We start from the raw sequence: 13086 nt of genomic DNA on the forward strand, positions 1-13086 counted from the left end.
ATAGATGCTATCGCGTACTTTGGGGACGACACCTAAGGGCGGTAGCGTAGAGAAAACCAAATGTTGGAATCAGAAATGAAGATTTTAGTTACAGGTGGGGCGGGTTTCATTGGTTCCGCTGTCGTTCGACATATTATTGAAGATACAAAAGATAGCGTTGTTAATGTCGATAAACTTACTTATGCGGGCAACTTAGAGTCTTTGGCTTCGGTTGCTAATAACGAACGTTATGCCTTTGAGCAAGTAGATATCTGCGACCGTTCAGAACTAGATCGCATATTTTCTTTGCATCAACCCGACGTTGTGATGCACTTAGCTGCAGAGTCTCATGTAGACCGTTCCATTGATGGACCTGCTGCCTTTATTGAAACCAACATCATTGGTACTTACAATTTGCTAGAAGCAGCACGTCAGTATTGGAACTCTCTGGATAACGACAAGAAAGCTGCGTTCCGTTTCCATCATATCTCTACCGATGAAGTGTACGGTGACCTTGAAGGCACAACAGACTTGTTCACCGAAGAAACATCGTACGAGCCATCAAGTCCTTACTCTGCCTCAAAAGCCTCAAGTGACCATTTGGTTCGCGCGTGGCTCCGTACTTACGGTTTGCCAACCATCGTGACCAACTGCTCAAACAACTACGGTCCTTACCATTTTCCAGAAAAGCTTATCCCATTGATGATTTTGAATGCCCTAGATGGCAAAGCTCTTCCAGTTTATGGGGATGGCATGCAAATCCGTGACTGGCTGTTTGTAGAAGACCATGCACGTGCGCTTTACAAAGTGGCTACCGAAGGTGAGATAGGTGAGACCTACAACATTGGTGGCCATAATGAAAAAGCCAATATCGAGGTCGTGAAGACCATCTGTGCGCTATTAGAAGAACTGGTACCAACTAAGCCAGAGGGTGTGGTGCAGTATCAAGACCTCATCACTTACGTAAAAGACCGCCCAGGCCATGATGTTCGCTACGCTATTGATGCCTCAAAAATTGAACGGGAGTTAGGTTGGAAACCGGAAGAAACGTTCGAATCGGGCATTCGTAAAACCGCGATGTGGTATCTCGACAACAAAGCGTGGTGGTCACGAGTACTGGACGGCTCTTATTCACGTGAGCGCCTTGGTACAAACTAGGCATTAAGTTCTCGTCACACTTATTTTTGGTTCTACGTTCTAGTTCCTACCTAGGACCTAGGACCTAGGACCTTTTTCTCTAGGAGCCAAATCAATGAAAGGCATCATTCTGGCGGGCGGCTCAGGCACGCGTTTATACCCAATCACCCGAGGCGTATCGAAGCAATTGCTTCCAATCTACGACAAACCGATGATTTACTACCCATTGTCGACGCTGATGTTGGCGGGTATTCGAGAGATCTTCATCATCACAACCCCAGAAGACAACGAGAGCTTTAAGCGACTGCTAGGCGATGGTAGCGACTTTGGTATTCATCTGGAATACGCTGTGCAGCCAAGCCCAGACGGTCTGGCGCAAGCTTTTATCATTGGTGAGGAATTCATTGGTAATGATAGTGTGTGTTTGGTGTTGGGTGACAACATTTTTTATGGGCAGTCGTTCAGTAAAACCTTAAGAAATGCGGCTTCCCGAGAGGTAGGCGCAACCGTATTTGGTTATCAGGTGAAAGACCCAGAGCGCTTTGGCGTGGTGGAATTTGATGAGCAAATGCGTGCGGTCTCAATTGAAGAAAAGCCATCGAAGCCGAAGTCGAACTATGCTGTCACGGGCTTGTATTTCTATGATAACCGTGTCGTGAGCTTGGCCAAAGACGTTAAACCTTCTGATCGGGGTGAACTAGAAATCACTACCCTAAATGAAATGTATTTGAATGATGGTTCACTCAATGTAGAACTGTTGGGACGGGGATTTGCATGGCTGGACACAGGGACGCATGAAAGCCTTCACGAAGCCTCTTCTTTTGTGCAGACTATCGAACATGTTCAAGGACTAAAAGTGGCGTGTTTAGAAGAAATTGCGTGGCGTAACGGATGGCTAATTGACGCCCAACTAGAGAGGTTAGCTGAGGGAATGAGTAAAAACGAATATGGTCGATATTTGCAGCGTCTCATTACTAACGAATAATTATAAATATTATGTGAGGGAACTATGATACTCGTAACCGGAGCTAATGGGCTTTTAGCTAACGAAATCAGAAAGCTATCAAACGGAAAAAATGTTATTTTTGTTTTAAAAGAAGAACTAGATATTACATGTAAAAACGATGTTATGGAGTTTTTTGAAAGCAATAATGAATTCACATCAGTGATTAACTGTGCAGCAGGTGCAGATGCAGAGTTTATTGAAGAAAACCCCGATTGGGGATATGAAATAACGGTGTCGGGGCCTTCGAACTTAGCCGAAGCATCAAAGCTGTTTAATTTTAAATTGATTCATATATCGACGGATTATGTCTTTGATGGACAGAAAAATACACCATATACAGAGGAAGACCTAACAAACGGGCTTTCAAAATATGGTCAATTAAAAGCAGAAGGCGAAAAAGCAATACTAGAATTATCTGAATCGTGTGCGATCGTGAGAACTGCTTGGCTTTTTTCTGAACAAAAAAGAGATTTTATCGGTACAATGGAACGAATAGCGGCTAATCGAAGCAGTGTGAATGTTGTTATTGACCAAATAGGTTCGCCGACATACGCACCGGATTTAGCGAAAGCACTATTAGTTATTGCGACTGAACTTCGAGTGGGAGAGAAGGAAATTTTCCATTTTAGTAATGATGGTGTGTGTAGTTGGTATGACCTGGCTTGTCAGATAATGAAAGGTCTAAATTTAGACTGTAAAGTTGAGCCAATCTTAAGTCACGAATTTCCTACGAAAGCAAAAAGACCAAACTACTCTGTTTTAAGTAAAACGAAGGTTAAAGACAGGTTCTCCATTCAGATTAGACACTATGGAGATGCTCTTAACGAATGTTTAGAGAATATAAAGTCAAAAGGTTAACACCGTATGCTGTCGAGATCTGACATTCATAAAATTGCTGAAATACTTATTCCAAGTAGGAAGATTAAAGTTTTTGGATACTACCAGTTTACCGAATCTGAATTAAAAGATAACTTCGTTCTAATAGACTCAAATATTGGTTGTAGTGATATAAGGAATGTTATATGGTTCCTTCCCCAAATAGCAAATATTAATGCGGGCGGAATTGTTACAATATTGAAGCTTGCTCAATATTTAAGTGTAAGACTCGAGATTGATAACATATTTGTGTTTGAAAAGAACATAAATAAACAACAGATTGATGCCGTTAATTCTATGTATCCTGGGATTAAATATGAAGTTGTTCAGTCCGGGAACCCAAAAACTTTACCTAGTGCTTGTGTTGGTATTTGTACATTTTGGACGACAGCATTTTCTCTTCTGAAATATAATAAATGCAAAAGAAAGTATTACTTGTTGCAGGATGATGAGAGAAGCTTCTATGCTAAGGGGAGTCATTATAGTTTAGTAGAATCTACCTATACATTTGGTTTTACGGGAATATCTAACTCATTTTCTATTCAGAAAATATATCAAGAAATATCAGGAAAAGATTGTTTTGTTTATCGCCCTGGTATTGATGAATCTTTACTATCTCTTAGGGAAATTGAACGGCCTAGTGGAAAAACAAATGTTCTTGTGTATTGTAGGCCAAGTCATCAAAGAAACTGTTTCGAAGCAATTATCGTTAGCCTAAAAAATGTAGCTAGCTTTCTTGGTGATGACTATATATTTCACTTGGTTGGAGAGACTATATCTAAAAATAAGTATGATTTGAATAAACAGTTTATAGTTCATGGTAACATTTCGGATAAAATGAAGATCAGAGAGTTATATTCATCTTGCTCCTTTGGAATTAGTTTTATTACCTCGCCTACTTACTCCTATCATCAACTAGATATTATTTCATCAGGTATCTGCTTGATATCAAACCATAATGAAGAACTGAAGAAGTCTTTTGACGAAGGTTGTTTATACTTTGTCGGAGCCTCTCCAAGCGAAATTGAAATATCACTTCCCAATATTCTTACTGACCGTTCAAGTGCGGAGGATAAGATCGTGAACTCTTATAATGTAATAAGTCAATATAGTTGGGAACTATGTGGTAAAGCTATCTCTAATATTTTGAGGAATAAATCATATGCTAAAGACTATAGTTGATTTCCCTGGATTATATGTGTTTGAACCTAAGATTTTTCATGATGGTAGAGGTTATTTTTTCGAAAGTTATAATCAAAAAATATTTAAGACCGCAGAAATTAAATTTGATGTTGTTCAGGAAAACCAATCCAGATCTAGCTATGGCACAGTTCGAGGGCTCCATTACCAAGGAGGAGAGTATCCTCAAGCAAAGTTTGTAAGAGCTGTTAGAGGTGAAATTCTGGATGTCGTTGTTGATTTGAGGGTGGAGTCGCCCTCTTACGGAAAGTACTTCTCAATTCGACTTTCAGAAGAAAACAAGAAAGGGCTATTCATTCCTGCGGGTTTTGCACATGGCTTTTCTGTGCTTTCTGAGATCGCTGAGGTGGTATATCTTTGTGATGCGCATTATGACTCAGCGAGTGAAGGTGGAATTAGATTTGACGATACTGAACTTGCTATTGATTGGATGATAGAACTATCTGTCGCTAATGTGTCTGATAAAGATAAACAACAACAATGTTTATCTTCTTATAAATCTGAGCCTAAGTTTTAAAAATGAAAAGAATAGCTGTCTTTGCACATTATGATCGAGATAACTTAGTAGATGATCATGTTTATGCCTACATAGAGTCTCTGAAAAACTTTGTAGACAAAGTAGTGTTTGTAAGTGTTAGTAATCCCAAGAATCTTGACATTTTAGATGGTATTGTTGATGAAATAATCGTCAGGGAAAATGTTGGATATGATTTCATGAGCTGGAGTCAGGGCATAGCGTCACAATCAAACATGTTTGATTTTGATGAGTTAATTCTGTGCAATGACAGCTGCTATGGACCCCTTCGCTCTTTTGAAGATGTTTTTAACGAGATGTCTACTCGTGGAGTCGATGTTTGGGGGATAACAGATAGCTCTCAGATAAGCTATCACCTACAAAGCTATTTTCTTGTATTTAACCGGGCGGCATTCTCGTCTGATGTGTTTGTAAACTTTATGACAGGAATAAAGCATGAGGAAAGTAAGTTCGACGTCGTAGAAAAGTATGAAGTAGGGCTAACGTCTTGCCTTATTTCTAATGGATTTAAGGTGGACAGTCTTATTAAATCAAAAGAAATAGTATCTCAGTTAGATACTAGTAAGGTATATAAAGACAAAATTAGACGTGTCGCATTGCTGCTAAAAAAAAATATTTTGGATGAGAAGGGATTTAGAAAAAAAATTATTGGTGTTGTAAGTCTTATACGAAATTACTATACAAAATTAGTAGAGTTTTCTTTGGCTGACAACTCAAATATAAAGTTTGTCGCCTGGAAGGAGTTGATTAATGCTGGCGACCCCTTCGTTAAGGTCATGCTATTAAGAGACAATCCCTCTAATGTCCCTGATTTAGACGATTGGCCAGCGGAGATAAAAAAAGTATCAAATTACAATATTGAATTAATAAGTAAGCACTTATCTCGAGTAAGAAATGATTGATTTAACATTAAGATTTATGAAGCTTTTTGATAAAAGGCTTACATTTGATTTCTCAATGATTATTGTGGGGTCAATAATTTCAGGGTTGCTTGAGCTGTTTGGTATTATGCTTATATTGCCATTTGTTCAAGTAGCCATAGATCCTGTGTCGACACTAGAGAATAGTAACCTTATTTCAAAATTGTACGAACTCTTAGGATTGGCATCACCATCATCTTTGATCTATGTGATTGGCCTTCTCTGCGGTGCAAGCTTTATACTTAAAGATGTTTATATGCTCGCTTTCCAGCACTATCAGTTCAGTTTGGTAACCAGATGGCGAAATGAGTTGTCAGAGAAATTCATGACAGCATATCTTAATCTAAATTATCGATATCATTTGAGGCAAGCGTCAACATCAATAATAAATACTCTTACATCTACTGTTTCAGCTGCAGTAAATGGTTTTCTTTTACAAGTGCTTTTTATTATTTCCTACAGTATCGTAGCTGTCTTCTTAATTTTGTACATGGTTTCAAACTTTCCTGAAGCAACAATTGCTACAAGTGTTTGTATATTTGTGCTTATAACAGCACAGCTAAAAATGTTGAAAAAAGCCAACGAACGAATATCAAGAGAAAGTGTCGCGGTAAAAGAAGAAAACTTGGGGAACTTAAAGCAATCAATCGAAGCTATTAAGGAAACGAAGATGTTCTTACGCGAGTCCTTTTTTTCTGACTTGTTTAGGTATTCAAATCGCCGGGTTACTGAAAACGAACGTCTTGCGAATTTAATACAGTATATCCCACTCTACTTGACAGAGATAATTATAATTCTAGCGTTAATCGTCATGGTTTGTACTTCAGTTTACTTCAATAGTGGAGATGGTAATCACTTCGCAGGTTTAGCTATTCTCGTTGCTATCGCTTTCAGATTGACCCCTGTAATAAACCGTATACTGACATCCTATTCTCAAGTTCGTGCGTCAATGGAGTCCGTAAAAGTACTCATTAGAGAGTTTAGTGAAATCTCAACCCAGCAAGATACATGTGTTACAAGTGATAAGCAGTCATCGGTTTTTAAAGAGAGTATTTCACTTAATAACGTATACTTTGCATATAACGATGTAGATGTATTATTAAATATCAACGTTGATATTAAAAAAGGTGAGTTTGTGGGCGTAGTCGGCCATTCTGGTTCGGGTAAGACCACTATAGTTGATATTTTGATGGGGTTGCTTAAACCAAGACAGGGTAAGTTACTCATCGATGGCAAAGAAGCAACAGAGAGCGATGTAAGAGCATTAAGAAATAGCATTGGCTATGTGCCTCAGAATCCATTTATTGGAGACCTTTCTGTTAAACAAAACATTGCTTATGGAAACCAAACATCCGATATCGATGAAGATCGTGTGAATGAAGTACTGAAACTGGTTGGTCTCTATGAGTTTTTCGATTCAAAACCTGAGAAGCTCAATTTTAAGCTTGGAGAATCCGGTAAAAGGTTATCTGGAGGACAAAAGCAAAGAATCGCTATTGCAAGGGCTTTATATTCCTCACCAGAAATTATTGTTTTAGATGAGGCAACTTCAGCACTTGATGTCGCAAGTGAGAGTGAAATATCAAAAGCGATTAGTAATTTAAAAGGTAAGACAACAATTATTGCGATTGCGCATCGTTTGTCGACGATAAGAAGCTCTGATCGAATTATACTGGTTAATTGGGGTGAAATTGAAGACACGGACTCGTTTGAGTCTTTAGTTGATAATAATGTTAACTTTGCGAATCTTGTGTCGCTTTCAAAACTTTAATTTATAACATTAAAAACTCGGAAATTATGAATATAGATAATCCAACTATTTCGGTCGTTATGTCTGTTTATAACGGCGAAAAGTATATAGCAGAAACACTTGATTCTATTCTTGGTCAAAGTTTTATAGAGTTTGAATTAATTGTTATAAACGACTGTTCCACCGATAACTCACTTTCCATTTTGGAGAGCTATGCAGCTAGTGATGCGCGAATCCGCATTATTAACAATGCAGTCAACAAGAAACTGCCAGCTAGCCTTAATGTTGGTATTCGAGCTGCTAGAGGAAAATACATAGCTCGCATGGATGCCGATGATATTTCCCTCTCTCATAGGTTCCAAACTCAATTTGATTTTATGGAGAGTAATCCCGAATTATCTTTCGTAGGTACTCTAGTTAAATGTTTTTATGATGATGACAATGTGGGCAGTGCGTACGCTACGACGTCTGCTATGGAAGAAATTCATTTTAACTTTATAGATCCTTCTCACGATACTGAGCGTACAACCCAACTAATAACCGCTGAAACCTACAAAACAACAAGAATCTGCCATAGTTCTCTTTTTGGTCGAACAGATGCATTTAAAAAAATAATGTACAGAGAGGATGTATTTGCAGAAGACTGGGATCTATACAACAGAGCTATTAATCGTGGACTTCTGATCTCGAAGGTTCCTGAAGTGTTAGTGAAATATCGAATAGTAAACACTGGGATGTGTGGTCAGTTTAATGAACAAAGCAAAAGTGATATTCGACAAAAAATTTCAAAATTAAACAACGGGATTTTGAAAGATTGTTTTTCTAGCGGAAGTTACAAAAATGGGCTTAAGTTCTTTTGGTATCACTACTGTAGGTTTTATCTGGCTACGTTCGTACTGTTTTTAAGAAGAGTTTTCGGGATTGTCGTTATGCGCCCCTTGTTTAAAGTAATGAAGGCAATTTACCATGCTTTACCGCCTAGTGCTCTAAAGTTTTTGTTTAGAGTTCTGTCGAAAATTAACAGATACAGGATTTTCCATAAAATTCCTGTATTCAATCGAATACTATCCATATCAATGGCTGTATTAACAGCTAATAAAGACGTTAATTTTGCAGCTTTCGAGGATTTTTCAGTCAAAAAAAGAATCAATATAGGTATTTGGACGATTGAAAAAAAATGGGCAATGGGGGGGCTAAACACCATCCTTAAAATGATCCCAACAATCATTTCTCGTAATGAAAAGGTAAGGGTCATTAATTATGGATTGCATTCGGAAGAGTTAATCCAAGAATTTCTTGGTTTTGTTGATGAAAACTTCAAGGTAGAAGGAAAAATTGTATCTGAACATGTAGAAGTCATCAGTGCTTCAACGTATCGAAATAATCAAATTAGATTTAACAAATCGGATCAATTCATAGCTGGATTCTGGGAGCCAGCAGAAGATTTTATTAAGTTTCGCAAGTTGCAACATTTTGAAAACGATAACTTTGTTTACATCATTCAAGATTATGAACCATCAATGCTTTATAGATGGGGCAGCGAATACATTCGGTCAAAAGCAACGTTAGAAGACAAAGGCTACTATCCAATATATAACAACTCTGTTTTTGTGTGTGGCTACATGAAGTCTCTAGGTATTATTGACGGATGGAATGACGAACAAGTTCTTCATGGTGAACCTTGCGATACTAAGCCTTTACCAGCCAGCAATATGAACACAAGTGATATCAAGCTTGTATTCTATTCTAGGCCTACAGTCGATAAAAATGTTTACGCGCTAAAAGTTGAGGCTTTAAAACTATTTATTGACCATATTACTGATAATAAACCGCAGATGCTAAATGGTTTAGAAATAACTGGTATTGGTGAGAAGGCTGATGACATTGAGTATCGCGGTGTTACAATCAAGAATCACGGAAAAGTGGATTATAGAGATTACGTTAATTTCTTAAAACAGTTTAATGTAGGTATGTCTTGTATTATATCGCCAGCCTTTGCGTATCCTTGTTTAGAATTCCCGCGTGCAGGCATAGTTACTGTCGTTAACAGATTCGAAAACCGAGATTTATCTTCCTATTCTTCCAACATAGTTAGCTGTGATAACAATGTTCAGTCAATGTTTGAAAGTTTGGTTATAGCTTCGGAAAAAATAGCAAATACAGAAGAACGTTATGAACAATCTAGCTTTGTGTTGCCAGGAGTTAATATTGAAAAGGCGACAGAAGTAATGCTTAAAGCTATGCAGGTATAACATGAATCAATTTCGAGAAGAATTGGACGAGCATTTAAGGAAGTATCCTTTCGATTTATCGCTTTTAGATGGAAAGCATAGTGCATATGGGATGTCCCTTTTTATTGAAAAGGAATTTGACGGCGAGTTTCCGAAGTTAGCTGAGAAAATACTCAATGTTTCCGATTTTTATTGTTATACCAAAGGTGAACCTGCTGATAAGGAGATAGACTTCTTTGTTATCTGGGGAGTTTCACCAGTCGACGAAAATGCTTCCAAGATACTTAGCTATGCGCAGATAAAGAAAAAGCCAATCTTGATTATTGAGGATGGTTTTCTAAGGTCTTTCTTTCCGATGAGTTTCGGGGAAGTATCTGCATCAATTAGATTGGATAATAAGGGATGTTATTATGACTCCCATCATAATTCTTCCATATTAGACTTATTAAATAGTGCTGATTTTGAGCTGAATGAATCACAGAAAGGTGAGTGTGCGGAATATATATCTAAAATAGTCAATAATAGTCTGACCAAGTATCTTTCTCCTAAAAAACCATCTCTTCCTGATGCTGATAATGGCAAAGTTTTAGTAATCGATCAGGTTTACGGAGATATGTCCATCGTAATGGGTGGTGCAGATACAAGCGACTTTGATAATATGCTAAAGGATGCAATCTCTGAGCATCCTGATAAAGAAATTATCGTTAAGCTTCACCCAGAGTCAATTTTAGGGATTCGCAAAGGCCATTACTCTGTCGAGGAACTCTCATCTTTTGGGGTAACTATTCTAAGCGATAATGTAAATTCGATAGAGTTATTAAAAGAAGTAGACATAGTATATTGTGCTACCACACAAATGGGGTTTGAAGCTTTGATGTGTGGTAAACAGGTGAATGTATATGGCAAGCCGTTTTATGCGGGGTGGGGCCTTACGAGTGATCGAAAGGTCTTTTCTAACCGAAAAGCAAATAGGTCTTTAGAAGAACTTTTTTACGCAGCTTACTTATATCAAGTGATTTACTTTAATCCTAAGAAAGCAAAAGTAACATGTTTAGATGATATATTGAACTATTTCATTGTAACCTCCCAAGACCACGACTATTTAAATGGACTAAAGCAAAAACGTTTTGATTTGCGACTTAGACACCTTGAGAAAAAGATTCTTGAAATAGAGTCTTTGAAGGATACCGCTGTCACACTTGATAAGCATGTTTATCAAATAAAGTCTAATTTTGCTTATATATTCGGAGAAAAGTTAGAGCGTATTCTAGTCAAGATTAATCGCAGGTTTTCTCAAAATGCTAGATAGTAACCTGAATACATTAGATGTCTCTATAGTTGTATATGGACACTCAAAAAATGAAATCTTTGATGTTGTTTCATCTCTTTTAGTTTCATGTGATAGCTCTTTCCTTACTGAAGTTAATGTTTACATTGCAGATAATAAGGGAGATTTCGATTTTAAATCCTTTCGCTTATTGGTGGAAAGTGTTGATGTAAAACTGAAATATGCAGTTAACTTTTTAACACTTGATCAAAACCCAGGTTATGGTGCAGCAAACAATCGTTGTATTGAAATCGGCGATGGATATTATCATCTTGTCTTGAATCCCGACGTGATTTTTGAAAAAGATTCCATGACGCATGCACTTGAACTTATCAAATGTACACAAGATAATATTCTTGTTTCTCCTAAAATAGTAGATGAAGAACAAGGCGTAATCTCTGGTATCAAGCGATACCCTTCCATATTGGTGCTCTCTCTACGATTTATGAATAACGAGTTTTTGAATGGCCTGTTTAGTAAAAAATTGCGAGACTACGAATGTCGAGATCTATTAGAGGCAGACGAGCCAGCTTCTGTGGAAATAGCTACAGGCTGCTGCATGCTATTGCGCAAAAAGCACTTGATAGAAATTGGTAGTTTTGATGATAGATACTTCCTATATTTCGAAGACTTCGATTTATCTATTAGACTAAGAAGATTAGGCAAACTTGTATACTGCCCAGGTTTTGTTGTATCTCATTTTGGTGGTCATACGGGAAAGAAAGGATTTAAGCATATTTCATATTTCCTAAAATCAATGCTTGGATTTTTCTATCAGCATGGAGTAAAGGTTTTTTAAAATGACCATATTGAAACGGTTGTTCCCCAAATCACTAAAGTTAAAGATATTAGATTACTTCTCTGAGCACCCTTATATTGTTCAGAAATTTGATAGAAAGGAGCAAGACAAATCAGCAAAGTATTATGGACTAATGGCTGATGAAGCTCTAATAAAGTTAATACGAGATTATGACTTTGAAACAGTTCTTGATATAGGATCGGGAGAGGGTAGACACGCTCAATTGTTCATTGAAAGTGGAAAGAAAGTTACTGCGCTTGATTACGGTGAATCAATTTATTTTAAAAAAGCGGAAGATGATAAAATTGCAGTCACTTGTGACTACATGAAATATGAACCCCAAGAAAAGTTCGACTGTATATGGCTATCACACGTTTTAGAGCATCAACCTAATCCAAATCTTTTTTTGAAAAAAATCAGGTCTGATACAAAAACTGGTGGTCTCGTTGCTATTTCAGTGCCACCTCTAAAGCATGACATTGTTGGTGGGCACATTAATCTGTACAACGCAGGTCTATTATTATATCAAATGGTTCTTGCTGGCTTTGATTGTCGAGAAGCATCTATACATACCTATGGTTATAACATATCCATAATAGTAAGGGCGTCAGACGACCTTGACCTGTCTGGTTTGACTTATGATTCTGGTGATATTCAGTACCTGTCTCAATATTTCCCAAAGCAGATAAGAGATGCAATTGGCGAAACTGACTGCTTTGATGGTCGTATTTATAACGTGAATTGGTAAACTTTTATCACAAACTGAGTAGTAAACGTGAGTTAAGTCTGTAACACTATTAAATCAATGGCTTTTGCATAAGAGTATCTATGTTCTTAATGATACAAAAGCCATTTTTCATTGTCAGTCTTAAACCACCTCCTATGGAGGTGGTGATCGTTAAGTTAAATCGGGGCTAAGCCCGTAAAGAGCTCATGCTAGATACTGTCATCGTTTGTTACCAGCAAATCGAAGGAGTAAGTAGCATGAGCAGATATGACTCATCGTCGCATGTATTTTATCGCTGTCAGTACCATATAGTTTGGACTCCGAAATACAGATTTAGAGGTGAGAACGCCTCCGAGCTTGAGCGTTTCGGAGCTAGTAGGATTTGTAAAAGGTCGAACAGTGATAAAGCTTTTTGCCAAATTTCCGTACCTGAGAAAGAAGAAACTATGGGGTAGCCACTTCTGGCAAATGGGATACTTTGTCGATTCTGTAGGAGCTAACGAAGAGATAATTAGAAGATAGGTAAGATATCAAGACAAGGTTGCCAAGGAGGAGGAGCTACGTCAAATGGAGTTAGATATAAAACATTAATGTCGACA

General features: G+C 37.6%; 11 protein-coding genes and 2 pseudogenes. All 13 read left to right on the top strand.

Going from position 1 to position 13086, the window contains the following annotated elements:
* Positions 1-75: 75 nt before the first annotated feature.
* The 13 genes and pseudogenes from rffG to GMA8713_RS26505 all read left to right on the top strand — a co-directional run bounded on the left by rffG (position 76) and on the right by GMA8713_RS26505 (position 13078).
* The gene (gene rffG, locus GMA8713_RS00575; RefSeq protein ID WP_062705070.1) at positions 76-1137 is read left to right on the top strand and encodes a dTDP-glucose 4,6-dehydratase; all 1062 of its coding nucleotides are present in this window, start codon (positions 76-78) and stop codon (positions 1135-1137) included.
* A gap of 94 nt (positions 1138-1231) precedes the next feature.
* Positions 1232-2101 carry a glucose-1-phosphate thymidylyltransferase RfbA gene (rfbA, locus tag GMA8713_RS00580; protein ID WP_062704710.1) on the top strand — a complete coding sequence of 290 codons (870 nt, stop codon included), beginning with the start codon at positions 1232-1234 and terminating at the stop codon, positions 2099-2101.
* 24 nt (positions 2102-2125) lie between these two features.
* Positions 2126-2980 carry a dTDP-4-dehydrorhamnose reductase gene (rfbD, locus tag GMA8713_RS00585; RefSeq protein WP_062704712.1) on the top strand — a complete coding sequence of 285 codons (855 nt, stop codon included), beginning with the start codon at positions 2126-2128 and terminating at the stop codon, positions 2978-2980.
* 6 nt (positions 2981-2986) lie between these two features.
* Positions 2987-4180 carry a rhamnosyltransferase WsaF family glycosyltransferase gene (locus tag GMA8713_RS00590; protein WP_062704714.1) on the top strand — a complete coding sequence of 398 codons (1194 nt, stop codon included), beginning with the start codon at positions 2987-2989 and terminating at the stop codon, positions 4178-4180.
* On the top strand, positions 4161-4715 hold the full coding sequence (gene rfbC, locus GMA8713_RS00595; protein ID WP_062704716.1) for a dTDP-4-dehydrorhamnose 3,5-epimerase: 555 nt from the start codon (positions 4161-4163) through the stop codon (positions 4713-4715). The genes GMA8713_RS00590 and rfbC overlap by 20 nt, the downstream gene beginning before the upstream one ends.
* 2 nt (positions 4716-4717) lie before the next feature.
* Complete coding sequence (locus GMA8713_RS00600) at positions 4718-5635, top strand: rhamnan synthesis F family protein (protein WP_062704718.1); 918 nt, start codon at positions 4718-4720, stop codon at positions 5633-5635.
* Complete coding sequence (locus GMA8713_RS00605) at positions 5628-7424, top strand: ABC transporter ATP-binding protein (protein ID WP_062704720.1); 1797 nt, start codon at positions 5628-5630, stop codon at positions 7422-7424. Before GMA8713_RS00600 ends, GMA8713_RS00605 begins: the two co-directional genes overlap by 8 nt.
* 26 nt (positions 7425-7450) lie before the next feature.
* Complete coding sequence (locus GMA8713_RS00610) at positions 7451-9655, top strand: glycosyltransferase family 2 protein (protein ID WP_062704723.1); 2205 nt, start codon at positions 7451-7453, stop codon at positions 9653-9655.
* Between the two features lies 1 nt (position 9656).
* On the top strand, positions 9657-10943 hold the full coding sequence (locus GMA8713_RS00615) for a capsular polysaccharide export protein, LipB/KpsS family (protein WP_062704725.1): 1287 nt from the start codon (positions 9657-9659) through the stop codon (positions 10941-10943).
* A complete protein-coding gene (locus tag GMA8713_RS00620) occupies positions 10933-11760 on the top strand; it encodes a glycosyltransferase family protein (RefSeq protein WP_062704727.1) in 828 nt (275 codons plus the stop codon). The genes GMA8713_RS00615 and GMA8713_RS00620 overlap by 11 nt, the downstream gene beginning before the upstream one ends.
* 1 nt (position 11761) lies before the next feature.
* A complete protein-coding gene (locus tag GMA8713_RS00625; protein ID WP_062704729.1) occupies positions 11762-12508 on the top strand; it encodes a class I SAM-dependent methyltransferase in 747 nt (248 codons plus the stop codon).
* A 236-nt stretch (positions 12509-12744) separates the two neighbouring features.
* Positions 12745-12822: pseudogene (locus tag GMA8713_RS28720) on the top strand (IS200/IS605 family transposase); the annotation flags it as partial.
* Positions 12796-13078: pseudogene (locus GMA8713_RS26505) on the top strand (transposase). The pseudogenes GMA8713_RS28720 and GMA8713_RS26505, both read left to right, overlap by 27 nt.
* Positions 13079-13086: the final 8 nt, after the last annotated feature.

It is taken from the genome of Grimontia marina, from assembly GCF_900060185.1.
GTDB classification, from domain to species: Bacteria; Pseudomonadota; Gammaproteobacteria; order Enterobacterales; family Vibrionaceae; genus Enterovibrio; species Enterovibrio marinus.

Coding starts and splice junctions, on each gene's coding strand:
- rffG (WP_062705070.1), top strand. CDS start 76: ATGAAGATTTTAGTTACAGGTGGGGCGGGTTTCATTGGTTCCGCTGTC.
- rfbA (WP_062704710.1), top strand. CDS start 1,232: ATGAAAGGCATCATTCTGGCGGGCGGCTCAGGCACGCGTTTATACCCA.
- rfbD (WP_062704712.1), top strand. CDS start 2,126: ATGATACTCGTAACCGGAGCTAATGGGCTTTTAGCTAACGAAATCAGA.
- GMA8713_RS00590 (WP_062704714.1), top strand. CDS start 2,987: ATGCTGTCGAGATCTGACATTCATAAAATTGCTGAAATACTTATTCCA.
- rfbC (WP_062704716.1), top strand. CDS start 4,161: ATGCTAAAGACTATAGTTGATTTCCCTGGATTATATGTGTTTGAACCT.
- GMA8713_RS00600 (WP_062704718.1), top strand. CDS start 4,718: ATGAAAAGAATAGCTGTCTTTGCACATTATGATCGAGATAACTTAGTA.
- GMA8713_RS00605 (WP_062704720.1), top strand. CDS start 5,628: ATGATTGATTTAACATTAAGATTTATGAAGCTTTTTGATAAAAGGCTT.
- GMA8713_RS00610 (WP_062704723.1), top strand. CDS start 7,451: ATGAATATAGATAATCCAACTATTTCGGTCGTTATGTCTGTTTATAAC.
- GMA8713_RS00615 (WP_062704725.1), top strand. CDS start 9,657: ATGAATCAATTTCGAGAAGAATTGGACGAGCATTTAAGGAAGTATCCT.
- GMA8713_RS00620 (WP_062704727.1), top strand. CDS start 10,933: ATGCTAGATAGTAACCTGAATACATTAGATGTCTCTATAGTTGTATAT.
- GMA8713_RS00625 (WP_062704729.1), top strand. CDS start 11,762: ATGACCATATTGAAACGGTTGTTCCCCAAATCACTAAAGTTAAAGATA.